Origin of the sequence: Methylobacterium sp. Leaf125 (assembly GCF_001423085.1) — a bacterium.
Classification (GTDB): domain Bacteria; phylum Pseudomonadota; class Alphaproteobacteria; order Rhizobiales; family Beijerinckiaceae; genus Methylobacterium.
In genome coordinates this window covers 200,571-224,855 of sequence record NZ_LMNU01000023.1, presented here as the reverse complement: position 1 = coordinate 224,855, position 24,285 = coordinate 200,571, and the positions used below count along the sequence as shown (strand labels likewise).

The following is a 24,285-nucleotide window of genomic DNA, read 5'->3' as shown; positions in this document are numbered from 1 at the left end:
CTTGACTCCCAACGCGAATCCAAGGTGCGGAATCGACGTCGGGAGAGCCTGAAAAAACGATTCTCTTCAGGCACTTGCTAGCCGGCGAGGGTCCGCCCGAGGATGTCTCCGACGTCCCGTGACAGGCCCGCAACAGCGCGAATTTTCAGCAATCTGGATTCGGCCTGGGCACGCCGCTCCGGTTCCATCATCCGCCACGATCCGAAGGCCGTCAGGAGCCGCGCGGCCACCTGCGGGTTGGTCTTGTCGAGCGCCAGAACCGCCTCCGCCACAAGGGCATAGCCCGCGCCGTCGGGGCGGTTGAACTGGGTCGGATTGCCCATGCTGAAGCTGCCGATCAGGGACCGGACCCGGTTGGGATTGGTCATCGAGAAGGCCGGGTGATTCTGCAGGCGGCGGATCCGGTCGGGGGTCTCGGCCTCCGGGATCCCGGCCTGGATCGCGAGCCACTTGTCGAGGACTAGGGGCTCGGCGCGGTAGGCCTCGGCGAATCGGTCGAGCGCCGATTCGCGCTCGGGACCCGGAACCTGGGACAGGACCGAGAGGGCGGCGAGCCGGTCGGTCATCGTCGTCGCCGCGTCGGTCTGGTGCGCGGCGAGCAGGGTCGCCGCGGCCGGATCGGCGGCCGCGACGAGGTCGAGGGCCGCGTTGCGGAAGGCGCGCCGGCCGGCCGCCGCGGCATCGGGGCTGAACGGCGTGCCGGGGGCCTCCGCCAGGGCGTCGCGCAGGGCGAGGAGCTGCGGCTTCAGGCGCGTCCCGAGCGCCCGGCGCAGGGCGTGCCGGGCCCGGTGGATCGCGTCCGGGTCGATCTCCGTGGCGATCTCGTTGGCGACGTCCGCCTCGCTCGGCAGGGCGAGCACCAGGGCGGCGAAGGCCGGGTCGGCCAGGGCCTCGCCCTCCAGGAATCCCGCCAGGGCGGCGCCGAACCCGTCCGCCCCGGCCTCCGGCAGGGTGCCCGACCGCGTCCCCTGCACGAGGAGGCGCATGGCCACGCTCTGGGCCGCCTGCCAGCGGTTGAACGGGTCGGTGTCGTGGCGCAGCAGCGTCAGCGTGTCGGCATCGGTCATCTCGATCTCGACCCGCACCGGGGCGGAGAAGCCGCGGAACAGCGAGGGCACGGCGCGCGCGGGGACGTCGGTGAAGGTGAGGCTGTCGCTCGCCTGGTCGAGCACGAAGACGCCGTCCGCGACCCGGTCGCTCGCCGCCCCGGCGAGGGGGCCGTCCGGGCCGATCAGGCCGAGGCGGATGGGGATCACCAGGGGCGGGGCGTCGGCGGCGCCGGGCAGGCTCTGGCGGAAGGCGAGGTGATAGGTCCGCGCCGCCGCGTCATAGCGGCCCTGCACCCCGACCCGCGGCGTGCCGGGGCGCTCGTACCAGCGGGCGAAGGCGCCGAGGTCGCGGCCGGAGGTTTTCGCGAAGGCGGCGAGGAAGTCCTCCACGGTGGCGGCGGTGCCGTCGTTGTCGGTGAAGTAGCGGTCCATCCCGGCCCGGAAGGCCTCGGCGCCCAGGAGGGTGCGCAGCATCCGCACGATCTCGGCGCCCTTCTCGTAGACGGTGGCCGTGTAGAAGTTGTTGATCTCGGTGTAGTGCCGCGGCCGCACCGGGTGGGCCAGCGGCCCGGCATCCTCGGGGAACTGGCGCGCCCGCAGGGTGCGGACCTCGCCGATGCGGTGCACCGCGCGGGAGCGCATGTCGGAGGAGAATTCCTGGTCGCGGAAGACCGTCAGGCCTTCCTTGAGGCAGAGCTGGAACCAGTCGCGGCAGGTGATGCGGTTGCCGGTCCAGTTGTGGAAGTATTCGTGCGCGATGATCGCCTCGATGGCGGCGTAGTCCGCGTCGGTGGCGGTCTCGGGCGAGGCCAGGACGTAGCGGTCGTTGAAGATGTTGAGGCCCTTGTTCTCCATCGCGCCCATGTTGAAGTCGGAGACCGCGACGACGTTGAAGACGTCGAGGTCGTAGGCGCGGCCGAAGGCGGTCTCGTCCCAGGCCATCGCGCGCGCCACGGCGTCGAGGGCGTAGTCGGCCCGCTCCGCCTTGCCGGGCTCGACATAGACGGCGAGCTCCACCGTGCGGCCCTCGCTGGTGGTGAAGGGGCGCCGGACAGAGTCGAGGCGCCCCCCCACCAGGGCGAAGAGGTAGGCGGGCTTCGGGTGGGGATCGTGCCAGATCGCGTAGTGGCGGCCGGGGCCGGCCGCGCCGGATTCCACCAGGTTGCCGTTGCCCAGCAGCACCGGCGCCGCGTCGCGATCGGCCTCGATCCGCGTGGTGTAGACCGCCATCACGTCGGGCCGGTCGAGGAAATAGGTGATCCGCCGGAAGCCGTCGGCCTCGCACTGGGTGCAGTAGACCCCGTTCGAGCGGTAGAGCCCCATCAGCTTGGTGTTGGCGCTCGGATCGATCCGGGTCTCGATGCCCAGGCTGAAGGGGCCGGCCGGCGGCCGGTGCAGGGTCAGGCCGGACGGCGTCAGGCTGTAGGCCTCGGGTGCGAGGGCCGCTCCGTCGAGGGTCAGGCTCTCCAGGGTCAGGTCCTCGCCGTCGAGGACGAGGGGGGCGCCCGGAAGCCCGGCCGGGTTGGGCGTCAGACTGAGCCGGGCCCGGACCCGGGTGGCGGTGGGATGCAGCGCGACGTCGAGATCCACCGTGTCGATCCGGTAGTCGCTGGGGCGGTAATCCTCCAGGCGGATCGTGATCGGGGCTTCGGTGCGCATGCGGACTCCTCGGGCTGAGCCCCCACTGTGCGGGGTGCGCCGCGGCGGCGCAACGCGCGCGGGCTCCGGCTCGTTGACGCGTGCCCCGCGTTGACCCGTGCCCGCGCCGGACCACATAGGCGCTAGTCCCCTGGAGAGCCCCCACCCATGCGATTCCTGCACACCATGGTCCGCGTCGCGGACCTCGACCGCGCCCTCGACTTCTACGTGAACACCTTCGGGCTTCAGGAGGTGCGTCGCGTCGACAACGAGAAGGGTCGCTTCACCCTCGTGTTCCTGGCCGCCCCCGACGATGCCGGCACCGCCAGGGAAACCCAGGCGCCCGTGATCGAGCTGACCCACAACTGGGACCCGGAGACCTATTCGGGCGGCCGCAACTTCGGCCACCTCGCCTACGAGGTCGACGACATCTATGCGTTCTGCGCCAAGCTGCAGGCGGCCGGGGTCACGATCAACCGCCCGCCCCGCGACGGCAACATGGCCTTCGTGAAGTCCCCCGACGGCATCTCGATCGAGCTGCTGCAGAAGGGCCCGGCCAAGCCGCCGCAGGAGCCCTGGTCCTCGATGGAGAACACCGGCTCCTGGTAGGCGTCCGGTCCGGGCGAACGACCCCCGCGCGGGGCCGTTCGTCCGGGGCCTCGGGCCCTCGTCTCAGGCGTCCCCGGTCTCCGGCACGGGCGTGATACCGAGCTGGCTCAGCTTGGCCGCCACGATCTCGATCGGCCGGCGCAGCTTCAGGCTCATGACCGAGACCGGAATGCCCTCGCGGGCCATCGCGGTGAGTTGCTGGACGGATTCGAGCGTCCAGGCGGTGTCGTTCGTCGCCATCGCGTCCTCCTGCTCCGTTGCGGCCCCTTGATCCGGTCGGATCCGGGAGCCCGGATGGTCCCTGGCGGCGCCGGACCTGCCGGTGCGCCAGCCCCGAAGACCTGGCGCGGGGCGCCGGCTCCGCAAGCGGCCTGGCCAAAATCCCGCCATGCCGCTCCCAGCGGCAATCGTCGTCTCGGCATGCCGCTCCCGGCGGCAATCGTCATCTCGGCATGCCGCTCCCGGCGGCAATGGGTCTCTCGGGATGCCGCTTTGCGGGTGAATCGTCGAGCGTCACCGCTGCTGCGCCCGCGCGGCGACATCTGGGCCTTGACCCCCGGGCCGTGCCCGGCGCACACCCGCGCCGGATCAGTCGGCCGGGCGGCCGCTCCGGGCCGCAAGGTCCGGGGAGGAAAGTCCGGGCTCCATGGAGAGACGGTGCCGGATAACGTCCGGCGGGGGCGACCCCAGGGACAGTGCCACAGAGAGCAGACCGCCACGGACCGGCGCGAGCCGGGCCGCGGTAAGGGTGAAAGGGTGCGGTAAGAGCGCACCGCGGACGCGGCAACGCGGACGGCACGGCAAACCCCACCGGGAGCAAGACCGAATAGGGGCGACAGGGCGGGCCTCGCGGTCCGCCAGGCCCTCTCTCCAGGCCCGTCGCCCGGGTTGGTTGCTTGAGGCGGTCGGCAACGATCGTCCCAGAGGAATGGCCGCCACGTCCGGGGACCGCGAGGTCCCCGGGCCCTACAGAACCCGGCTTATAGGCCGGCTGATCCGCTCGCCGAGTCACCGTCGCGCCGCCCCGAGACCGGCGGCGATCGCGATGGCCAGCGTTCGCGCAGGCCATCGCAGGTGTCGCGGTCGCAATGCCCCCGCATCGCCAGAATTCGATGTGCGGAGGCAGGTCGGCCGGCTCGCGCGCCGTGCAGGCGCACCGCAATCGCCCTCACCGAAGCTCCGATCGACCACGGCGTTGTCGCGACACGCGCGCTGAGATCGTGCGGCCGGGGCGTGCACGGCTTCCGATAGACTTGGCTCGCAGTAAGATCAGCTTCCGGTCTATGCTGATGTAGCGATGGGAAAGATTGTTTCTCGAACTAGGAAAAGCTTAAGATCGGACCGATAGACGAAGGCTGAGCCGGCCGGAGACACGATCTCGCGGGTCTCTGTTGTGATTGATCCGAGGTTTCGCGATGCCGTTTCTGCGCGGGATGATGATGCTGGCCGCCGGCGCCCTGCTCTGCGCCGGGCACCTTGCGACGGCCTCCGAACGCGACGATCCGCGGACCCCCTACCGGCGGCCGACCTCGATCCCGTTTCCGGAGAACGCCCCGTACTCGCCGCAGATGGCGACGCTGGGCAAGATGCTGTTCTTCGATCCGCGCCTGAGCGGCAAGCAGAACCTCAGCTGCGCGAGTTGCCACAACCCGTCCTTCGGTTTCGAGGTCCCGGTGCCGGGCGCGATCGGGGCGACCAACACGCCCCTGGGCCGCAAGGCTCCGACGGTGCTGAACGCGGCCTGGATCCCGACCCTGTTCTGGGACGGGCGCGCGCCGGACCTCGAGACGCAGGCGATGGGCCCGATCACCGCCGATGCGGAGATGGACGGCAAGTTTCCCGAAATCATCGCCCGCCTCAAGGCCCGGCCGGAATACGAGGCCTGGTTCGCCCGGCTCTTCCCCGGCAAGGGAGTGACGCAGGAGGGAATCCTGACCGCGATCGCCACCTACGAGCGGACGGTGGTCTCGGGCTGGGCCCCGTTCGACCGCTGGGTCGATGGCGACGAGACCGCGATCGCGCCGGCCGCGCAGCGTGGCTTCGCCCTCTTCACCGGCAAGGCGGGCTGCGCCAGCTGCCACACCGGCTGGAACTTCACCGACAACCGCTTCCACGACCTCGGCCTGCCGACCCGGTATCTCGGCCGCGCGGCCTTCGAGCCGGATTCGGTCCTGGCCCGGCACGCCTTCAAGACGCCGGGCCTGCGCAACCTGACCTATCGCGCCCCCTTCGGCCATGCCGGTCAGTTCGCCGACCTCGAGGCGATCGTCGCCTTCTACGAGAGCGGCGGGATCGCCCGACCCTCGAAGTCGCCGCTGATGAAGCCGCTCCGGCTGGCCCCGGAGGAACGGGCGGACCTGATCGCGTTCCTGCGCGCCCTCACGGCCGAGCAGACCCGGACCGCGCTCCCCAACCTGCCGAACTGATCCCAACCGAACTGCCCCGGCCGAACGGCCCCGACCGAACTGCCCTGACCGAACTGCCCTGACGCCGAGAGCCACCGCGATGTCGATCCGCTACACGATCCTGCTTCCGCTGCTCGGCCTCATGCTCCTGGCGGGGATTCTCTCCGGTGTCACCGGGTGGGTCGGCCTCGGGGCCGTGGACGACCTGTCCCGCCTGGGCAGCCGCACCACCGAGATGAACGAGGCGAGCCGCATCGCCCGCGACCGCTTCCACCGCGCGGAGGCGCTGATCGCGCGGGTGAGCGCGATGACCGACCTCCTCGACATGGCGCCGATCCAGGCGGAGTTCACCGCCGCCGGGGATCAGCTGATGGCGCTGCTCGACCGGCTCGAAACCCTCGCCGAATCCGAGCGGATGGTGACGCTGGCCCGCAGCGCCGCCGCCGAGGCGCGGCAATGGCGCGGGGACGCGGAGGTCCTCCTGGGAATCCGCCCCGCCCGGGAGATCCCGACCCTCGACCGCATGGCGCAGGAAAGCCGGCGCCTGCGGCAGCGCTTCGACGAGGCGGTGGCGCTGGCCGCCGCGGATACGCGGAGCCGGATCGAGGCGACCCGGGCGGCGACCCTCTGGCAGATCCGGGCCATGCTCGGCCTCGTCGCCGTCGTCGTGGTCCTCGGCTCGGGCACGGCCTGGTGGCTGGCCGGCACGCTGGCCCGGCCCCTGGTGCGCCTGACCGCCGACACCACCCGCCTCGCCGGCGGCGACACCTCCGTGACGCTTTCCGCAACGGGGCGCCGCGACGAGATCGGCGACATCGCCCGCGCCGTGATGCGGATCCGGGACATGTCCCTGGCGGAGGCCGCCCGGCAACTGCAGACGACGGAGGCCGCGCGCCTGCGCGAGGAGCAGGCCCGGCGCAGCCTGTTGTCCGACCTTGCCGACCGGTTCGAGCGATCGGTGGGCGGCATCGTCGCGCATGTGGGCGAGGCCGTGACCGGCCTGCAATCCGCTTCCGAGACGATGCAGGTCGCGATCGCCGGAACCGCGGCCCGCTCCACCAGCGCGGCCGAGGCCGCGCGGCAGACGTCCGGGAACGTCACCGCCGTGGCCGCCTCCGCCGACCAGCTCGGTTCGACGGTCGCCGATATCGGCCGGCAGGTGGTGCAGGCGGCGGAGCTGTCCTCCGCCGCCGTGACGGCGGCCGCCCGCACCGGCGAGACCATGGCGGCTCTCTCCAGTGCCGCGACCCGGGTGGGGAACGTCGTCGGCCTGGTCTCGACCATCGCGGGCCAGACCAACCTCCTCGCCCTCAACGCCACCATCGAGGCCGCGCGGGCCGGCGAGGCCGGACGCGGCTTCGCCGTGGTCGCCACCGAGGTGAAGGAACTGGCGTCGCAGACGGCGCGGGCGACGGAGGAGATCCGCCAGCAGATCGCCGCGATCCAGGGGGCCACGGACGGCGCCGCGCAGGCGATCGCCGAGATCACGGCGCAGATCCACGCCATGAGCGGCGTCACGACGAGCATCGCCGGGGCCGTGGAGGCGCAGGGGACCACCACCCACGCGATCGTGCGGAGCATGGCGGAGGCGTCCGCCGGCACCGATCGGGTCACCGCCGACATCGCGGAGGTCGCCCACTCGGCCGACGACGCGGGCGGCGTCGCCCGCGCCGTCGCCTCCGCGGCGGATGCCCTTGCCGGGCAGTCGCGCATGCTGCGGACCGAGATCGAGGAGTTCCTCGGCAATGTCCGGGCGGCCTGAGCGGCGGCCCCGTCGCGGCGCCGGAGGAGGGGCCCCGACCGGTCCGGAACGACGCCTTTGCGTGCGAAAACTTACGCTCGGTTAACCTTGCTGAGGTCTGATCCGTCCGAGCCGCTCCCCCTCGGCCAGGTTCGTTGACGGCGCTCAGAGGCCCATGGTACCCCGATTCATCCCGTCAACGGCGATTTTCGGATCGACGGACGCAGCCTGTCCCAGGCAGGCCGGTGTCCGCATGCGCGGTCGCGTGACGCGTCGACCCGGAGACGCCCCGTCTCTCCGAGCCGCGCCCGCGCGCTCCAGCCCCGTGGAAGGGACGCATGCGCCGCATCAGTCCGGTCGAGTCCTCGCTCCGTCCCTCCGCGCCCTCGGTCGCGCGACCGCCGCGCGTCGGGATCGCCCGATGACGCGCGCCCCCCGCGAGGCGCGGGTGAGCCGGGTGTCCGACGGGGCGCCCCACGTCCCCGTCCTGCTGGCGGAGGTCCTCGAAGCCCTCGACCTGCCGGGCCGGACCCTGGCCGTCGACGGCACCTTCGGGGCCGGCGGCTACACGCGCGCGATGCTCAAGGCCGATCCGTCCGTTCACGTTCTGGCGATCGACCGCGATCCCGGCGCCATCGCGGGCGGTGCGCCCCTGGTGACCGAGGCCGGCGGCCGCCTGACCCTGGTCCCGGGCCGCTTCGGCGGCCTCGACGCCTGCGTCCGCGACGCGGGGCACGCGTCCGCCGACGCGGTCGTCCTCGATATCGGCGTCTCCTCGATGCAGATCGACCAGGCCGAGCGCGGCTTCTCCTTCCGCAACGACGGCCCCCTCGACATGCGCATGGAGCGCGCCGGGCCGAGCGCCGCCGACCTCGTCAACGAGTCCGAGGAAGCCGACCTCGCCGACATCATCTTCCACTACGGCGAGGAGCGCCGCTCCCGCGCCGTCGCCCGGGCGATCATCGAGGCGCGCCGCAAGGCCCGCATCGAGACCACCGCGGCCCTCGCCGACATCGTCGCCAGCGTGGTCTGGGCCGATCCGGCCAGCGGCATCCACCCGGCGACCCGGACCTTCCAGGGCCTGCGCATCGCGGTGAACGACGAGCTCGGCGAGCTCGTCCAGGCGCTCCACGCCGCCGAGCGCATCCTGCGGCCGGGCGGCCGGCTCGCGGTGGTGACCTTTCACTCCCTGGAGGACCGCATCGTGAAGCAGTTCTTCTCGGCCCGCAGCGGCCGGGCGGCCCAGGCCTCCCGCCACCTGCCGAGCCTGGACGCGCCGGCGCCCCGCAGCTTCGCGGTGGTGACCAAGGGCCCGGTGCTGCCCACCGACGCCGAGACCGCCGCCAATCCCCGCGCCCGCTCGGCCAAGCTGCGCGCGGTGGAACGCACGGACGCCCCCGTGCCCGCCCCCCTGGCCGCCATCGAGACCCTGGCCGCGCTGCCCGCGCGGACAGGTCGGAGCGGAGGAGCACGCCGGTGATCCGTTTGCTCAACCTGATCGCGGTGCTCGGCCTGATCGGCTCGGCGATCTACGCCTACTCGATCAAGTACGACACGCTCTACCAGGCCGGGCAGGTCTCGAAGGCCCAGACCCAGCTCAAGAAGGAGCGCCAGGCCATCGCGGTGCTGCGCGCCGAGTGGCAGCTCCTGACCCGGCCGGACCGGCTCCAGGCGGCGGTGGAGCGCTACCTCGCCCTCGAGCCCATCGGCACCGCCCATCTCGGCCGCCTCGCCGACCTGCCGGCGCGGCCCGACCGCGGCGACGAGATCGGCCGGCTGCTGGCGGCCACCGCGACGCCGAAGGAGAAGCCGGTGGCGGGGCGCGGCGGTGACGAGCCGCGCACCACCGGCAGCATCACGCCGCGCACCACCACGACCAGAACCCCGACCACGACTTCGAGGTAGTGCCCGTGTCCGAAGTCCCGCCGCCCGGCCAAGACCCGATCCATTCCCCGGAGACCGCCTCCGCCGCCGAGCCGACCCGCGCGCCCGTCGAGGCCGGCGCCGGCGCGCCGCCGGACGCGCGCCCGGTCGAGCGGACGCGGCTGGAGCCGGCCGCAGAGGCCGTCGCGTCGCCGGCCCTGTCGAAGCGCGCCTGGGTCGCCCGCAACGCGCGGGCGATGTTCCACCTCGCCATCGAGCGCTCCTACACCCGGGTCGGCCTCGTGGGCCTCGCCTTCACCCTGGTCTTCACCACCATTTCCGGGCGCCTGATCCTGGGCGCCGCCTTCCCGGAGGCGGATAACGGCGACCGCCGGATCGCGGCCGCCGCCACCACGGCGATCCGGCCGGACATCGTCGACCGCAACGGCGAGATCCTCGCCACCGACATCCGCACGGTCTCGATCTTCGCCGAGCCGCGCAACATCTACGACAAGGACGAGGCGGTCGAACTCCTCACCGCCGTGCTGCCGCAGATCAACGCCACCGAATTGCGCGCCAAGCTCTCCACCAAGAAGGGCTTCGTCTGGGTCAAGCGCGAGATCACCCCGAAGCAGCAGGCGGAGGTCCACCGCCTCGGCATCCCGGGCATCGGCTTCCTGCCCGACCACAAGCGCGTCTACCCGAACGGCGTCGCCGCCGCGCACATCCTCGGCGTGACCAACCTCGACAACATCGGCATCGCCGGCATCGAGAAGTACATCGACAACCAGGGCAACAAGGCGCTCAACGATTTCGGCCTCGTGGCCAAGCAGACCGACCTGTCGCCGATCCAGCTCTCCATCGACCTTCGGGCGCAGTTCGCCGTGCGGGACGAGCTCGCCTGGGGCCTCGACCACTTCAAGGCCAAGGCCGCCGCCGGCATGATCCTCGACGTCCAGACCGGCGAGGTGATCGCGCTCGCCTCCCTGCCGGACTTCGATCCGAACGACCCGGCCGACGCGCTCAACCCCGACCGCATCAACCGCATGAACGTCGGCGTCTACGAGATGGGCTCGACCTTCAAGGCGATGACCCTGGCGATGGCGCTGGATTCCGGCAAGTTCAACGTCAACTCGACCTTCGACACCCGCGGCGGCGTGCTGAACTGGGGCCGCCAGAAGATCCACGAGTACCACGGCACCAACCGCGTCATCACCATGCCGGAGGTGTTCACCCACTCGTCGAACATCGGCTCCGCCAAGATGGCGCTGGGCATCGGCGTGCCCGGCCACAAGGCCTTCCTGAAGAAGATGGGCCTGACCGACCGGATGCGGACGGAACTGCCCGAGAGCGCCGAGCCCATCGTGCCGGCGCGCTGGACCGAGATCAACACCATCACCATCGCGTTCGGCCACGGCCTCGCGGTGGCGCCGATCCAGGCGACCGCGGCGGTGGCCGCCATCGCCAACGGCGGCTTCCTGATGACCCCGACCTTCCTCAAGACCACGCCCGAGGCGGCAATGGCCAAGGCCACCCGGGTGCTGAAGACCGAGACCAGCGAGGCGATGCGCTTCATCATGCGCCTCAACGCCGTCGAGGGCTCGGCCAAGAAGGCCGCGATCCCGTACTACTTCGTCGGCGGCAAGACCGGCACGGCCGAGAAGGTGATCCACGGCCGCTACGTGAAGAACCGCCTGTTCACGACCTTCATGGCCGCTGCCCCCATGAACAACCCGAAATACCTCTTCGTCACCATCATGGACGAACCCCAGGGCCTGCCGGAATCCGGCGGCTACGCCACCGCGGCCTGGAACTCCGGCGTCGTCACCGGCCGGGTGATCGAGCGCGTCGCCCCCGTCCTCGGCCTGCCGCCGCAGTTCGATCCGCCGGTGAAGCCCTTCCCCCTGATGGTGAAGCTCGGCGCCTACCACGCCACGCAGGTGGACGGACGATGAGCGGGCCGACCCTCGGCGCGCTCTTTCCCGAGGCGGAGGCCGGCCTCGCCGGCCTGCCGGTCGCCGGGCTCACGGCCGATTCGCGCAAGGTCGCGCCGGGCTTCGTCTTCGTCGCCGTGCCCGGCACCGTCGCGGATGGCCGGCGCTTCGCCGCGACCGCCGCGAGCGCCGGCGCCGTGGCGGTGGTGAGCGAGGGCGCGCGGCCGAAGGGGCTCGAGGCCGGCGTGCCCTACCTCGCCGTGGCGGACGTGCGCCGCAGCCTCGCCCTCGCGGCCCGGGCCTTCTCGGGCCGGCAGCCGGCCGAGGTGGTGGCGGTGACGGGGACGAGCGGGAAGAGCTCGGTCACGGATTTCGTGCGCCAGATCCTGGCCCGCCTCGGGGCCGAGGCGGCCAGCCTCGGCACGGTCGGCATCGTCACCAACCGGGGCGCCACCTACGGCTCCCTGACCACCCCCGACCCGGTGACCCTGCACGCCACCCTGGCGCGGCTCGCCGAGGACGGCATCGACATCCTGGCGATGGAGGCGTCCTCGCACGGGATCGAGCAGCGCCGCCTCGACGGGGTCGCGCTCGCCGCAGTGGGCTACACCAATCTCGGGCGCGACCACCTCGACTACCACGCCACCATGGACGACTACCTGGCGGCCAAGCTGCGGCTGTTCACGACCCTGGCGCAGCCCGGCATCCCGGCGGTCATCAACATCGACGGCGCCTATGCCGACGTCGTCGTGGCGGCCGCCGCCGCCCGCGGCCTCGACGTCCACACCACGGGGTCGAAGGGCGACACCGTGCGGCTGATCTCCGCGCGCACCGAGGGCTTCCACCAGCACCTCGTCCTGCAGGCCCCGGGTCCGACGGGCCGGCTGGACGAGTATGCCGTGCGCCTGCCGCTGGTCGGTGCCTTCCAGGTCGAGAACGCGCTGCTGGCCGCCGGACTCGTGCTGGCGATCCCCGCCGGCCGGGCCGACCCCGCCGGCGTCATCGCCGCCCTCGACCATCTCACCGGGGTCCCGGGCCGGATGGAGCGGATCGGCGAGGTCCATGGCGGCCTCTGCCTCGTGGACTACGCCCACAAGCCGGAAGCCCTCGCGGGCGTGCTGACGGCCCTGCGCCCCTTCGCGACCGGCCGGCTGCGCGTCGTCTTCGGCTGCGGCGGCGACCGCGACACCGGCAAGCGCCCGATCATGGGCGCCATCGCGGCCGAGAAGGCGGACGCCGTCATCGTCACCGACGACAATCCGCGCAGCGAGGACCCGGCCGCGATCCGCGCCGCGATCCTGGCCGCCGCCCCGGGCGCCGTCGAGATCGGCGACCGGGCCGAGGCGATCCGCACCGCCGTGCGGGCGCTGGAGCCCGGCGACGTGCTGGTGGTGGCCGGCAAGGGCCATGAAACCGGCCAGATCGTGGGGTCACAGGTCCTGCCCTTCTCGGACCACGACGTCCTCCGGGCTGCGATCGCGGAACGCTCAGCATGACCGACAAGACGCCGCCCGGCACGACTCCGCCAGGCACGACCCAGCCGGGCACGACTTCGCCAGGCACGACCCCGCTCTGGACGCCCGAAGCCCTGGAAGCCGCCACCGGCGGGACCCTGCTGGGGCCCCGCAGGCCGATCACCGGGGCCTCGATCGATACCCGCACGCTGGCGCCGGGCGACCTGTTCTTCGCCATCCGGGGCGAGGCCCGGGACGGGCACGACTTCGTCGCGGCCGCCCTGGGGCGCGGTGCCGGCGCCGCCGTGGTCGCGGCCGACCGGGCGCAAAGTTTCGCCGAAGCCGGGCCGGTGCTGGCGGTCGCGGGCGCGGGCGAGGATCCCGTCCTCGACGCCATGCGCACGCTCGGCGCCGCGGCCCGGGCCCGAACCGGGGCGGGCATCGTCGCGGTGACGGGCTCGGTCGGCAAGACCGGGACCAAGGAGGCCCTGCGCCACGTCCTCTCCGCGCAGGGGCCGACGCACGCCTCCATCGCCTCCTACAACAACCATTGGGGGGTGCCCCTGACCCTGGCGCGCATGCCGGCCGACACGCAGTTCGGCGTGTTCGAGATCGGCATGAACCACCCGCGCGAGATCGTGCCGCTGACCGCGATGGTGCAGCCCGACATCGCCCTGGTCACCACGGTCGAGCCCGTTCACGTCGAGCACTTCGCCTCCGTCGCGGCCATCGCCGACGCCAAGGGCGAGATTTTCTCCGGCCTCAAGGCCGGCGGCACCGCGATCATCAATCGCGACAACCCGCATTATGCCCGCCTCCTCGCCCATGCCCAGGCCTCGCGGGCCGGCCGGGTCGTCAGCTTCGGCGAGCACCCGGAGGCGGATGTCCGCGCCCAGCGCATCGTGCTCCGCCCCGACCTCTCGGTGGTCGACGCCGTGGTGATGGGCATCCCGGTCACCTACCAGCTCGGCACGCCGGGCCGGCACACGGCCATGAATTCGCTCGGCGTGATGGCGGTGGTGCATGCGCTCGGCGCCGACCTCGCCCGCGCGGCCCTGTCGCTGGCGGCCCTGCGGCCCCCGGTCGGCCGCGGCGAGCGCACCGCCCTGGCGATCGGGGAGGGCGAGGCCTTCCTGGTGGACGAGAGCTACAACGCCAACCCGGCCTCGATCCGCGCCGCCCTGGCGACCCTGGCCGGCATCGAGACCGGCCCGCGCGGGCGCCGCATCGCTGTGCTGGGCGACATGCTGGAGCTCGGGCCGGAGGGCGAGGCCCACCACCGCGCCCTCGCCGGGCCGGTGGAGGCCGCCAAGGTCGACCTCGTCTTCACGGCCGGCCCCCTGATGCGCAACCTGTTCGAGGCCCTGCCGGTGAGCCGGCGCGGCGCCTCCGCGGCGACCTCCGCCGACCTGCTCGAGCCCGTGCTCTCGGCCCTGCGCCCCGGGGACGCCGTGATGGTGAAGGGCTCGAACAGCATCCGCATGGGCCGGATTGTCGAAGCGCTCAAAGCCCGTTACGCGAACGCCCAAGCCGAACCGCCGCGCGCCGTCGCGCGCTGAGGCGACCTTCATCACGGCCGGGGAGGGGTGCTGCGCGCCCCTGAGCCTCCGGCTGATTTCGCATTGAACCACGGCCGGGTGCTGGATGCTGTATCTCCTGTCGGACCTGAGCGGCACCGTCTCCGCCCTCAACGTCTTCCGCTACATCACCTTCCGCACCGGCGGCGCGCTGTTCACGGCGGGCCTGTTCGTGTTCTGGTTCGGGCCGCTGATCATCTCCTCGCTGCGCCTGCGCCAGGGCAAGGGCCAGCCGATCCGCGAGGACGGCCCCCAGTCGCACCTGCTGACGAAGCGCGGCACCCCGACCATGGGCGGCCTGATGATCCTGGCCGGCTGCGTGGTCGCGATCCTGCTCTGGGCCAACCCGCGCAACCACTACGTCTGGGTCACCCTGGCGGTGACGCTGGGCTTCGGCGCGATCGGCTTCTACGACGACTACCTCAAGGTGACGAAGCAGTCGCACAAGGGCTTCTCGGGCAAGTTCCGCCTGCTGCTGGAAGCCTGCATCGCCATCGCGGCCTGCGTGCTCATCTCGGTCTACTCGGCTCCGACCCTGCAGAACCAGCTCGCCTTCCCGATCTTCAAGGACGCGCTGCTCAACCTCGGCTGGTTCTACGTGCTGTTCGCCGCCTTCGTGATCGTCGGTGCGGGCAACTCGGTGAACATGACCGACGGCCTCGACGGCCTCGCCATCGTGCCGGTGATGATCGCCTGCGGCACCTTCGGCGTCATCGCCTACCTCGTCGGCAACGTCTTCACGGCCGGCTACCTGCAGGTGAACTACGTCCGCGACACCGGCGAGCTCGCGGTGGTCTGCGGCGCGGTGATCGGGGCCGGGCTCGGCTTCCTCTGGTTCAACGCGCCCCCCGCCCAGGTCTTCATGGGCGATACTGGGTCCCTGGCGCTGGGCGGCCTGCTCGGCACCATCGCGGTGGCGACCAAGCACGAGATCGTGCTGGCGATCGTCGGCGGTCTGTTCGTGCTCGAGATGATGTCGGTGATCATCCAGGTCGCGTCGTTCAAGCTGACGGGCAAGCGGGTCTTCCGCATGGCCCCGATCCACCACCACTTCGAGCAGAAGGGCTGGAAGGAGCCGCAGGTCGTGATCCGGTTCTGGATCATCGCCGTGATCCTGGCGCTGGCCGGCCTCGCCACTCTGAAGCTGCGCTGAGCCCGTCGCCATGCTGAGCCCGTCGTCATGACGCCCGTCACCACCTTCGCCGGCCAGAAGGTCGCCCTGTTCGGCCTCGGCGGCTCCGGCCTCGCCACGGTCCGCGCCCTGATCGCCGGCGGTGCCGACGTCCTGGCCTGGGACGACAGCCCGGAGAGCACGGGCCGCGCCCGCGGCCAGGGCATCACGGTGTCCGACCTGCGGGAGGCCGACTGGAGCGGCTTCTCGGCCCTCATCCTCGCCCCCGGCGTGCCCCTGACCCACCCGGCGCCGCACTGGACGGTGGAGAAGGCCGGCGCGGCCGGCCTCCCGGTGATCGGCGACATCGAGCTGTTCTGCCAGGAGCGCCGGGCGCGCGCGCCGGGCGCGCCGTTCGTCGCCATCACGGGGACCAACGGCAAGTCGACCACCACGGCGCTGATCGCCCACATCCTCGCCTCCGCCGGGCGCGACGTGCAGATGGGCGGCAACATCGGCACGGCGATCCTGTCCCTGGAGCCGCCGGCGCCGGACCGGATCCACGTGATCGAACTCTCGTCGTTCCAGATCGACCTGACGCCGAGCCTCGACCCGAGCCTCGGCATCCTCCTCAACATCACGCCGGACCATCTCGACCGCCACGGGACGCTGGCCGACTACGCCGCCATCAAGGAGCGGCTGGTGGCGGGCGCGGACCGCACCATCGTGGGCGTCGACGACGACCTCAGCCGGGCCATCGCCGACCGCCGGGGGGGCCCCTGCGTGCGGATCCACGTGGGACTGCCTGAGGCGGGCTTCGACGGCCTGTCGGCCCGCGACGGGACGGTGTTCGACGCCGACGGCGCAGCCATCGCCGACCTCGCCGGGATCGGGTCGCTGCGCGGGGCGCACAACTGGCAGAACGCGGCGGTGGCCGCCGCCTGCGTCCGGGCCCTCGGGATCGACGACGCGGACCTCGTCGCCGGCCTGCGCAGCTTCCCCGGCCTGCCCCACCGCATGGAGGAGGTCGGCCGGCGCGGGCGCGTGCTCTTCGTCAACGATTCGAAGGCGACCAACGCCGATTCCACCGAGAAGGCGCTCACCGCCTTTCACGACATCCACTGGATCCTCGGCGGCAAGGCCAAGGAGGGCGGCATCGCCCCCCTGGCGCCGCTCTTCGGCCGCGTGGCCCACGCCTACCTCATCGGCGCGGCGAGCGACGCCTTCGCCGCCACGCTGGAGGGCCGGGTGCCCTACACGGCCTGCGGCACCCTCGCGGTCGCCACCGCTCGGGCGGCCGAGGCCGCCGCGGCGTCGCCGGCGGCCGAGCCCGTGGTGCTGCTCTCGCCGGCCTGCGCCTCCTACGATCAGTTCCGCAGTTTCGAGGATCGTGGGGATCAATTCCGGAATCTGGTGCGCGCGCTGCCCTGAGGCGGGCCGCGCGCGGATTCGCCATCCAAATTCTCAATCATTCTCGCGTCCCATCGGCGGCGTGTAGCGCGGTCCCGCCCTGTCGGCGGCGCGGTGATGGGTTGAGTGCATGGCGTTCACGATGGCACCCGGCGCGTCGCGCTGGCAGGCGGGAGCCTGGGCCCACATCCCCGTCCTGCACGTGCTCCGGCGCCTGGCGACGCTGCTCCTCGTCGCCTTCATCTTCTTCGCCTGCTTCGCCTTCTCGGACACCTCGCCCTACGACGTGGTGGCGATCCCCACCATCGTGCTCTGGCTCTGTCTCGGCCTGCGCCTGCACCGGGGCATGGTGCCGCTGCTCGGGCTGCTGATCCTCTACGTCGGTGCGATCACGGTGGCGCTGCTGCCCTATATCGACCAGGCCCTGCCGGTGACCTGGACGATCCAGCTCGCCTACCTCGCCATCACCGGCGTGTTCTTCGCGATGCTGTTCGCCGACGACACGCAGGCGCGGATGGAGCTGGTGCTCAAGACCTTCGTGGCGAGCTGCCTCCTGTCGAGCGCCTTCGGCATCGTCGGCTATTTCGGGTTCATCCCCACCGAGGACCTGTTCTACAAGTACGGTCGCGCCTCGGGCACCTTCCAGGACCCCAACGTCTTCGGCTCGTTCCTGACCCTCGGCGCCCTCTACCTGATGCACGGCCTGCTCCTCGGCACGAGCCGGCGGCCGGTCCTCGCCTGCGCGATCCTGATGGTGATCGTGGCCGGCATCTTCCTGTCCTTCTCGCGCGGCTCCTGGGCCGGCTCGCTCATCGCCGTCGCGGTGATGGTCGGCAGCGTCTACACCACCACCCCCTCGGCGCGCCTGCGCCGCCGCATCGTCACCCTGACGGTGCTGGCCCTGGTGGCCACCGCGGTCGCCATCGTCGGCCTGCTGTCGATCGGCGACACCGCCGAGATGTTCTCGAAGCGCGCCGCGGTCACGCAGGACTACGATACCGGCGAGACCGGACGCTTCGGCAACCAGCTGCGCGGCCTCAACATGCTGGTGGACGAGCCCTTCGGCATGGGCCCCCTGCGCTGGCGCCTGATCTTCGCCCTGGAGCCGCACAACACCTATATCGGCAGCTTCGCCAATGGCGGCTGGCTCGCCGGCGTCACCTTCATCGGCCTCGTCGTGATGACGAGCGTGGTCGGCTTCCGCCTGATGCGCCGCGACACGCCCTATCGCCGCCACGCCCAGATCGTCTGGCCCGCCCTGCTGATGTTCTTCCTGCAGGCCTTCCAGATCGACATCGAGAAGTGGCGCCACGTCTACATGATGCTGGGCATGATCTGGGGCCTCGAGGCCGCTCGCCTGCGCTGGCTGACGGGTGGGCGGGTGTCGGTCAGGCCGACCCCTCGCTAGGCCCGGGCCTCCGGTCCGGCTTCTCCGCCCCCCGCTCGCGGGGAGAGGAGGGACGCACGCGCCCGCAGAAGCCTAGTCCGGCTTGTCCTGCGCGTCGTCCGCCGCGTTCGTGTCGTCCGGCTCCTCCGGCTCCGGATCGGCCGTCCAGCGCGTCGCGAAGGCGGCGAGGTGGCGGGCATCCGCGAAGGCCAGGACGGTGACGGCCCGGTCCGCCGGCATGCCGCCGGGATAGGGCGACAGCAGCACCTTCTCCTCGGACAGTTTCGCCCCCGGGGCGTGCGCGGCGAGCCAGGCCTCGGCCTCGTCCGACAGGCGCGACGGGTCGGCCGCGTCGCGCGCCCGGGAATCGCCGCGCAGGACGAGGACGTAGGAGCCGAGCGCCGGATTGCGCTGCTGCACCGCTTTGACGATGTCGAGAAACATGCCGATCGGTTCCCAGTCGTGCTCAGTGCAGCTTCACGCGCGACTCGGTGCGCCGGGTCAGGGCCCGGGCGACCGCGTCGAGGGTGGTCTTGACCGTGCCGTGCAGGGCCTGCTCGTGCATCTTGTACAGCGAGCGATACATCATCCGGGCGAACAGTCCGGCGATGAACATGTTCTTGCCCTTGATGAACCCCATCAGGCTGCCGACCGTCGAGTATTCGCCCAGCGAGACCAGCGAGCCGAAGTCGCGGTACTTGAAGGGCTTGAGCGGCCTGCCGGCCATCTTCTCGGGGATGATCTTGATGAGGTGCGTCGCCTGCTGGTGGGCCGCCTGGGCGCGGGGCGGGATCGGCGTGTCGGAGCCCTTCTCCACCAGGTAGGCGCAGTCGCCCATGGCGAAGATGTCGGGATCGCGGGTGGTCTGCAGGGTCGGCGTCACCACGAGCTGGTTGTTGCGCGTGGTCTCGAGGCCGCCGATCTCGTGCAGGAAGGGCGGTGCCTTGACGCCGGCGGCCCAGACCACGAGCTCGGACGGGATGAAGCCGCCATCGGCGAGCTGGACCCCGTCGGGCCGGACCTCGGTGACCCGGGCCCCGGTCCGGACCTCGACGCCGATCTTGTCCAGCAGCACCATGACGTCGCGGGACATGCGCTCCGGCACCGCCGGCAGGATGCGGCTCGCCGCCTCCACCAGGGTGATCTTCAGGTCCTTGGCCGGGTCGATGCGGTCGAGCCCGGTGGCGGCCACGTCGCGGGTGGTGCGGTGGAGCTCGGCGGCGAGCTCGGTGCCCGTCGCCCCGGCGCCGATGACCACGACGTGGAGCTGGCCGGCCCGCACCGGCCCCGGCTGGGTGTGGGCCCGCAGCATGCCGTTGATCAGGCGCTGGTGGAAGCGCACCGCCTGGCCCTGGGTGTCGAGGGCGATGGCGTTCTGCTGCACGCCGGGTGTGCCGAAGTCGTTGGTGGTCGAGCCCACCGCCATCACCAGCGTGTCGTAGGGGATCTCGCGGATCGGCGTGACCTCGCGCCCCTCGGTGTCGTGGCTGGCCGCGAGGTGGATCACCCGCTTGGAGCGGTCGAGACCGGTCATCTCGCCGATGCGGTAGCGGAAATGGTGCCGGTGGGCGTGGTGCAGGTAATCTACCGCGTGGTGGCCGACATCGAGGCTACCGGCGGCGACCTCGTGCAGCAGCGGCTTCCAGATGTGGGTCCGCGCCCGGTCGACCAGGGTCACGTGCGCCTTGCTCGTGCGGCCGAGCTTGTCGCCCAGTTTCGTGGCGAGCTGCAGCCCCGCCGCGCCGCCGCCGACGACCACGATGCGGTGCAGATTGTCCTCGGTTTCGCCCGGTACCATGTCGCTCAGGTCCTCGTGTCTCACGATTGTGCGGATGCGTGCCCCCACGGCGAGCGCCGCATCGTCATCCCGGTGTTCAGCTTAGAAGGATTGTAAATCGACCGCCATTCCCATCACGCCGGCGCGCCCGGCTGACGCAGGGGATGGGCCCGGGCGAAGGCGTCCTGGGCGAGGCAGTCCTCGGCGATCCGGCGCACCGTGGGGAAGGGCGCCGTGTCGACGCCGAAGATGCCGGTGCCGACCCACAGGCTGACGAGGCAGAGATCGGCGTGGCTCACCGCGTCGCCCTGGGCGTAGCGGCCGGTGCCGGGCTCCCGGGTCAGGCGCGTCTCCAGGGTCTTCAGCCCGGTCGCCATCCAGTGGCGCACGAAGTCGAGCATCCGCTCGCGCGGCAGGTCGTAGGTCTCCATCAGGAAGTTGCGCACCCGCGGCACGTAGAGCGGATGGGTGTCGCAGGCGACGACCTGGGCAAGGGAGCGGGCGCGGGCCCGCGCGCGCGGCTCGTCGGGCAGCAGCGGCGCGGCCGGATGGATGTCCTCGAGATAGTCGAGGATGGCCAGGGACTGGATCAGCGGCGGGCCGTCGCCATCGAAGAACGCCGGCACCGCCCCCTGCGGATTGATCGCGAGGAAGTCGGGCTTGAACTGCTCGCCGGCATCGAGGTCGAGGAAGATCTCCTCGTAGGCGATGCCCTTGAGGTTGAGGGCCACCCGCACCCGGAACGCTGCGGCCGAGCGCCAATTGCCGTACATCTTCATGCGCGCAACGTTTCCTCTTCGCGGAGTCTTATCCGTCTCTTAGCGCCCAGGACCACACCCGACATCGCGCTCGCCCGCAAGCCCGTTCTGCCGGCGAAGGCCCGTCGGATGCACGATTTGGCAGCGCCGTGATCATCGCGCATAGGAGGAGACGAGGTGTTCATCCTCGGCCGATGAGTGACGCGATGCAGATCGAAACGCCCTACCTGATGTTCCTCGGCGACGTGCCCGACCGCCTGGCCGCCAAGACCGCCTACGGCATCAAGGACTGGCGCCCCGAGTGGTGCGTCGGCCAGCTGCGCCTGCCCGGCTGCGCCGCCGACCTCGGGATTCCGGACCTCACCCTGGCGGAGGCCGTGGCGCAGGGCTGCCGCACCCTGGTGATCGGCGTCGCCAACGCGGGCGGCATCCTCCCCGAGCACTGGGTCGCCGAGGTGGTGGCGGCCCTGGAGGCTGGGCTCGACATCGCCAGCGGCCTGCATGCCCGCCTGGGAGCGGTGCCGGCGATCGCCGAGGCCGCCGAGCGCCACGGCCGGCAATTGCACGACGTGCGGCACACCGCCGAGACCTTCGCCACCGGCAAGGGCACGCGGCGGCCCGGCCGCCGCCTGCTCAGCGTCGGCACCGACTGCTCGGTGGGCAAGAAGTACACCGTGCTCGCCCTGGAGCGCGGCATGCGGGAGCGCGGCCTCGACGCGGATTTCCGCGCCACCGGCCAGACCGGCGTCTTCATCTCGGGGCGCGGCGTCGCCATCGACGCCGTGGTGGCCGACTTCATCTCCGGCGCCGTCGAGTGGATCGCCCCTGCGGCCGCGCCCGAGCACTGGGACCTGCTCGAGGGCCAGGGCTCACTGTTCCACCCGTCCTTCGCCGGCGTCAGCCTCGGGCTGCTGCACGGGGCGCAGGCCGATGCCTTCGTGGTCTGCCACGAGCCGACCCGCACGACCATGCGCGGCGTCCAGCACCCGCTGCCCACCATCCGGCAGGTCATCGACCTCACCGTCCAGCTCGGGCGCCTGACGAACCCGGACATCCGCCCGGTGGGCATCGCCGTCAACACGCAGGACCTGGAGGAGGGGGCGGCCCGCACGCTGCTCGCCGCTCTCGCCCGCGAGCACGACCTGCCGGCCACCGACCCGGTCCGCTTCGGCGTCGAGGCCATCGTCGATCGGATCGTCTCCGAGTTTCCCCCGGCCCATACGGGGGCGAGCGCGTGACCCGGCACCTCGACGTCGCGGTCGAGACGTTCCCGATCGCCGGGGCCTTCACCATCGCGCGGGGCAGCCGCACCGAGGCGGTGGTGGTGGTCGCCACGGTCACGGACGGGGAGGGCCGGATCGGGCGCGGCGAGTGCGTGCCCTATGCCCGCTACGGCGAGACCGTGGAGAGTGTCGTCGCGCTGATCCGCGACCATGCCGAGGCCATCGCCATGGGGGCGACCCGGGCCGACCTGCAGGTCGGCATGAAGCCGGGTGCCGCCCGCAACGCCCTCGATTGCGCCCTGTTCGACCTCGAGGCCAAGCAACTCGGGCGCCCGGCCTTCGAGATCGCCGGCCTGTCGGCCCCGCAGGTCGCCACCACCGCCTACACCCTGAGCCTCGGCGACCCGGAGAGCATGGAGGCGGCGGCCCGCCAGGCCGCCCACCGGCCCCTGCTCAAGGTCAAGCTCGGCGGGACGGGCGACCCGGAGCGGATCGCCGCGGTACGGCGGGGCGCTCCCGATTCACGCCTGATCGTGGACGCCAACGAGGCCTGGCGCGCGGAGACGATCGAGGCCAACCTGGCGGCCTGCGTCGCCGCCGGCGTCGGCCTGATCGAGCAGCCGCTGCCCGCCGGCGAGGACGCGCTCCTCGCCGAGATCGCCCGGCCGATCCCGATCTGCGCCGACGAGAGCCTGCACGACCGCGCCGGCCTCGATGCCCTCAGCCGGCGCTACGACGCCATCAACATCAAGCTCGACAAGGCCGGCGGCCTGACCGAGGCGGTGATGCTGGCCCACGAGGCCCGGGCGCGGGGCTTCTCGCTGATGATCGGCTGCATGGTCGGCACCTCGCTGGCCATGGCGCCCGCCATGCTGCTCGCCCACCACGCCGACTACGTCGACCTCGACGGTCCGCTCCTCCTGTCCCGCGACCGGGAGCCGGGCCTGCGCTTCAAGGGCAGCCTGATCCATCCGCCGGAGCCGGCGCTCTGGGGGTGAGGGCGGCGTGACCTGCGGATCCGTCCCTGCATGCAGCGGGGACGGATCGCCGAGCGGTCCTCGGAACGCCGGTCTGCCTCGGGGAAGCGGAGCGGGCGGAACGGCTGCGGCCGAAGGGCCACTACAGACGGCCCCCTACGGACGGGTCCCTGCAGACGGGCCGTCGGGCGCCCATCACCCCTTCACGATGGCGCGCAGGAAGTAGACCAGCGCCGTGAAGGTCACGAGGCTCGCGGCGTAGAAGGCGACGAACCAGAGCAGCCGGCGGCCCTTGGCCCCGGATGAGCCCCCGCTCAATGCCCGTAGCCCCCGGATTCGAGGTCTTCCGCCACCTTCCCGCGGAAGACCCAGTAGGCGTAGGCGGTATAGGCCAGGGTCAGCGGCATCACCACGGAATAGCCGACGAGGGCGAATTGCAGGGCGCTCACCGCGTTGGCCGCCTGCCAGATCGTGTAGTGCGGTGGCACGATGTAGGGGAACAGGCTGATGGCGAGGCCGAGGAAGCCGAGCAGGAACAGCGCGACGGTGAGCAGGAAGGGCGCCACGTGGCGTCCGTTGCGGATGCCCTGGAAAATGCCCCAGGCGACGAGGGCCGTCACCACCGGAACGGGGGCCACGTAGAGGATGTTCGGCCAGGCGATCCAGCGCCACTGGATGTCGAGGCCGAGGAACGGCACCCAGGCGCTCACCACCGCCATCGACACGATGGTGGCGGCCAGGAATTGCAGGCTCTTGCGCCGGGCCCAGATCTCGAGCTCGCCCGAGGTCTTCATCACGCACCAGGTCGCCCCGAGGAGGCCGTAGCCGCAGACGAGGCCGATGCCGGTGAGCACGCTGAAGGGAGTGAGCCAGTCCATGGTGCCGCCGGCGAAGCCGCGGCCCTCGACCTTGAAGCCCTGGACGAAGGCGCCGAGCACCATGCCCTGCGCGAAGGTGGCCAGCAGCGAACCGTAGTGGAAGGCATTGTCCCAGACGAACTGCGAGCGGTCGGCCTTGAACCGGAACTCAAAGGCGACCCCGCGGAAAATCAGCGCGATCAACATCAGGATGATCGGGATGTACAGCGCCGGCAGCAGGATGGCGTAGGCGACGCTGAACACCGCGAACAGGCCGCCGCCGCCGAGCACCAGCCAGGTCTCGTTGCCGTCCCAGATCGGCGCGACCGAGAGCATCATCCGGTCCCGCCAATTGCCCTTCCGCGCGGCCGTGAACAGGATGCCGACCCCGAGGTCGAAGCCGTCGATGACCACGTACATCGCCACCGCGAGCGCCAGCAGGCCCGCCCAGACCACGGGCAGCCAGAAGGCGGCGCCCTCGTATTCCATCCCGAAGCCGAACATCCGCTGGATTC

The 24,285-nt window shown here is 71.7% G+C and carries 20 protein-coding genes and 1 other RNA gene; 14 read left to right on the top strand and 7 right to left on the bottom strand.

Annotated elements, in window-relative coordinates; translation table 11 throughout:
• Window positions 1-77 precede the first annotated feature (77 nt).
• Window positions 78-2,708 carry an aminopeptidase N gene (pepN, locus tag ASF58_RS17335; RefSeq protein WP_055955189.1) on the bottom strand — a complete coding sequence of 877 codons (2,631 nt, stop codon included), beginning with the start codon at window positions 2,706-2,708 and terminating at the stop codon, window positions 78-80.
• Between the two features lie 147 nt (window positions 2,709-2,855).
• Between pepN and gloA the strand changes: the two genes are divergently transcribed.
• A complete protein-coding gene (gloA, locus tag ASF58_RS17330) occupies window positions 2,856-3,296 on the top strand; it encodes a lactoylglutathione lyase (protein WP_055955186.1) in 441 nt (146 codons plus the stop codon).
• Between the two features lie 63 nt (window positions 3,297-3,359).
• Here gloA and ASF58_RS26740 read toward each other — a convergent pair whose 3' ends face one another.
• A complete protein-coding gene (locus ASF58_RS26740) occupies window positions 3,360-3,536 on the bottom strand; it encodes a hypothetical protein (RefSeq protein WP_181017248.1) in 177 nt (58 codons plus the stop codon).
• Between the two features lie 348 nt (window positions 3,537-3,884).
• Between ASF58_RS26740 and rnpB the strand changes: the two genes are divergently transcribed.
• The 11 genes from rnpB to ASF58_RS17280 all read left to right on the top strand — a co-directional run bounded on the left by rnpB (window position 3,885) and on the right by ASF58_RS17280 (window position 18,199).
• An RNA gene (rnpB, locus tag ASF58_RS17865) (RNase P RNA component class A) lies at window positions 3,885-4,295 on the top strand.
• Between the two features lie 416 nt (window positions 4,296-4,711).
• Window positions 4,712-5,722, top strand: a complete 1,011-nt coding sequence (locus ASF58_RS17325) for a cytochrome c peroxidase (protein ID WP_156375766.1) — start codon at window positions 4,712-4,714, stop codon at window positions 5,720-5,722.
• 79 nt (window positions 5,723-5,801) lie between these two features.
• Window positions 5,802-7,463: a HAMP domain-containing methyl-accepting chemotaxis protein gene (locus tag ASF58_RS17320; protein WP_055955184.1), complete on the top strand. Its 1,662-nt coding sequence runs from the start codon at window positions 5,802-5,804 to the stop codon at window positions 7,461-7,463.
• A 400-nt stretch (window positions 7,464-7,863) separates the two neighbouring features.
• Complete coding sequence (gene rsmH / locus ASF58_RS17315) at window positions 7,864-8,922, top strand: 16S rRNA (cytosine(1402)-N(4))-methyltransferase RsmH (protein ID WP_055955181.1); 1,059 nt, start codon at window positions 7,864-7,866, stop codon at window positions 8,920-8,922.
• Window positions 8,919-9,347 (top strand): hypothetical protein, encoded by a 429-nt coding sequence (locus tag ASF58_RS17310; protein ID WP_055955178.1) that lies wholly within the window; start codon window positions 8,919-8,921, stop codon window positions 9,345-9,347. Before rsmH ends, ASF58_RS17310 begins: the two co-directional genes overlap by 4 nt.
• Window positions 9,348-9,523: 176 nt before the next feature.
• The gene (locus ASF58_RS17305) at window positions 9,524-11,260 is read left to right on the top strand and encodes a penicillin-binding protein 2 (RefSeq protein WP_244477380.1); all 1,737 of its coding nucleotides are present in this window, start codon (window positions 9,524-9,526) and stop codon (window positions 11,258-11,260) included.
• Complete coding sequence (locus ASF58_RS17300; RefSeq protein WP_055955175.1) at window positions 11,257-12,735, top strand: UDP-N-acetylmuramoyl-L-alanyl-D-glutamate--2,6-diaminopimelate ligase; 1,479 nt, start codon at window positions 11,257-11,259, stop codon at window positions 12,733-12,735. The genes ASF58_RS17305 and ASF58_RS17300 overlap by 4 nt, the downstream gene beginning before the upstream one ends.
• Window positions 12,732-14,252, top strand: a complete 1,521-nt coding sequence (locus ASF58_RS17295) for a UDP-N-acetylmuramoylalanyl-D-glutamyl-2,6-diaminopimelate--D-alanyl-D-alanine ligase (RefSeq protein ID WP_082513143.1) — start codon at window positions 12,732-12,734, stop codon at window positions 14,250-14,252. Before ASF58_RS17300 ends, ASF58_RS17295 begins: the two co-directional genes overlap by 4 nt.
• Window positions 14,253-14,337: 85 nt before the next feature.
• The gene (gene mraY, locus ASF58_RS17290; protein WP_055955172.1) at window positions 14,338-15,423 is read left to right on the top strand and encodes a phospho-N-acetylmuramoyl-pentapeptide-transferase; all 1,086 of its coding nucleotides are present in this window, start codon (window positions 14,338-14,340) and stop codon (window positions 15,421-15,423) included.
• A gap of 27 nt (window positions 15,424-15,450) precedes the next feature.
• The gene (gene murD, locus ASF58_RS17285; RefSeq protein WP_055955169.1) at window positions 15,451-16,812 is read left to right on the top strand and encodes a UDP-N-acetylmuramoyl-L-alanine--D-glutamate ligase; all 1,362 of its coding nucleotides are present in this window, start codon (window positions 15,451-15,453) and stop codon (window positions 16,810-16,812) included.
• Between the two features lie 109 nt (window positions 16,813-16,921).
• Complete coding sequence (locus tag ASF58_RS17280; RefSeq protein WP_055955166.1) at window positions 16,922-18,199, top strand: O-antigen ligase family protein; 1,278 nt, start codon at window positions 16,922-16,924, stop codon at window positions 18,197-18,199.
• A 72-nt stretch (window positions 18,200-18,271) separates the two neighbouring features.
• Here ASF58_RS17280 and ASF58_RS17275 read toward each other — a convergent pair whose 3' ends face one another.
• The 3 genes from ASF58_RS17275 to maiA all read right to left on the bottom strand — a co-directional run bounded on the left by ASF58_RS17275 (window position 18,272) and on the right by maiA (window position 20,734).
• A complete protein-coding gene (locus tag ASF58_RS17275) occupies window positions 18,272-18,622 on the bottom strand; it encodes a hypothetical protein (RefSeq protein ID WP_055955163.1) in 351 nt (116 codons plus the stop codon).
• 22 nt (window positions 18,623-18,644) lie between these two features.
• A complete protein-coding gene (locus ASF58_RS17270; RefSeq protein WP_055955160.1) occupies window positions 18,645-19,976 on the bottom strand; it encodes an NAD(P)/FAD-dependent oxidoreductase in 1,332 nt (443 codons plus the stop codon).
• Between the two features lie 113 nt (window positions 19,977-20,089).
• The gene (gene maiA / locus ASF58_RS17265) at window positions 20,090-20,734 is read right to left on the bottom strand and encodes a maleylacetoacetate isomerase (RefSeq protein WP_055955157.1); all 645 of its coding nucleotides are present in this window, start codon (window positions 20,732-20,734) and stop codon (window positions 20,090-20,092) included.
• A gap of 185 nt (window positions 20,735-20,919) precedes the next feature.
• On the opposite strand from maiA, the gene dgcN reads away from it, so the two are divergent.
• Together dgcN and dgcA are read left to right on the top strand one after the other, a co-directional pair.
• A complete protein-coding gene (dgcN, locus tag ASF58_RS17260; protein WP_055955155.1) occupies window positions 20,920-21,951 on the top strand; it encodes an N-acetyltransferase DgcN in 1,032 nt (343 codons plus the stop codon).
• A complete protein-coding gene (gene dgcA, locus ASF58_RS17255; RefSeq protein WP_055955153.1) occupies window positions 21,948-22,934 on the top strand; it encodes an N-acetyl-D-Glu racemase DgcA in 987 nt (328 codons plus the stop codon). The genes dgcN and dgcA overlap by 4 nt, the downstream gene beginning before the upstream one ends.
• Before the next feature lie 174 nt (window positions 22,935-23,108).
• Here dgcA and ASF58_RS27535 read toward each other — a convergent pair whose 3' ends face one another.
• Window positions 23,109-23,231, bottom strand: a complete 123-nt coding sequence (locus ASF58_RS27535) for a hypothetical protein (RefSeq protein WP_280137553.1) — start codon at window positions 23,229-23,231, stop codon at window positions 23,109-23,111.
• Window positions 23,228-24,274: a cytochrome d ubiquinol oxidase subunit II gene (cydB, locus tag ASF58_RS17250; RefSeq protein ID WP_055955150.1), complete on the bottom strand. Its 1,047-nt coding sequence runs from the start codon at window positions 24,272-24,274 to the stop codon at window positions 23,228-23,230. The genes ASF58_RS27535 and cydB overlap by 4 nt, the downstream gene beginning before the upstream one ends.
• Window positions 24,275-24,285: the final 11 nt, after the last annotated feature.

Coding starts and splice junctions, on each gene's coding strand:
- pepN (WP_055955189.1), bottom strand. CDS start 2,708: ATGCGCACCGAAGCCCCGATCACGATCCGCCTGGAGGATTACCGCCCC.
- gloA (WP_055955186.1), top strand. CDS start 2,856: ATGCGATTCCTGCACACCATGGTCCGCGTCGCGGACCTCGACCGCGCC.
- ASF58_RS26740 (WP_181017248.1), bottom strand. CDS start 3,536: ATGGCGACGAACGACACCGCCTGGACGCTCGAATCCGTCCAGCAACTC.
- ASF58_RS17325 (WP_156375766.1), top strand. CDS start 4,712: ATGCCGTTTCTGCGCGGGATGATGATGCTGGCCGCCGGCGCCCTGCTC.
- ASF58_RS17320 (WP_055955184.1), top strand. CDS start 5,802: ATGTCGATCCGCTACACGATCCTGCTTCCGCTGCTCGGCCTCATGCTC.
- rsmH (WP_055955181.1), top strand. CDS start 7,864: ATGACGCGCGCCCCCCGCGAGGCGCGGGTGAGCCGGGTGTCCGACGGG.
- ASF58_RS17300 (WP_055955175.1), top strand. CDS start 11,257: ATGAGCGGGCCGACCCTCGGCGCGCTCTTTCCCGAGGCGGAGGCCGGC.
- ASF58_RS17295 (WP_082513143.1), top strand. CDS start 12,732: ATGACCGACAAGACGCCGCCCGGCACGACTCCGCCAGGCACGACCCAG.
- mraY (WP_055955172.1), top strand. CDS start 14,338: ATGCTGTATCTCCTGTCGGACCTGAGCGGCACCGTCTCCGCCCTCAAC.
- murD (WP_055955169.1), top strand. CDS start 15,451: ATGACGCCCGTCACCACCTTCGCCGGCCAGAAGGTCGCCCTGTTCGGC.
- ASF58_RS17280 (WP_055955166.1), top strand. CDS start 16,922: ATGGCGTTCACGATGGCACCCGGCGCGTCGCGCTGGCAGGCGGGAGCC.
- ASF58_RS17275 (WP_055955163.1), bottom strand. CDS start 18,622: ATGTTTCTCGACATCGTCAAAGCGGTGCAGCAGCGCAATCCGGCGCTC.
- ASF58_RS17270 (WP_055955160.1), bottom strand. CDS start 19,976: ATGGTACCGGGCGAAACCGAGGACAATCTGCACCGCATCGTGGTCGTC.
- maiA (WP_055955157.1), bottom strand. CDS start 20,734: ATGAAGATGTACGGCAATTGGCGCTCGGCCGCAGCGTTCCGGGTGCGG.
- dgcN (WP_055955155.1), top strand. CDS start 20,920: ATGCAGATCGAAACGCCCTACCTGATGTTCCTCGGCGACGTGCCCGAC.
- cydB (WP_055955150.1), bottom strand. CDS start 24,274: ATGTTCGGCTTCGGGATGGAATACGAGGGCGCCGCCTTCTGGCTGCCC.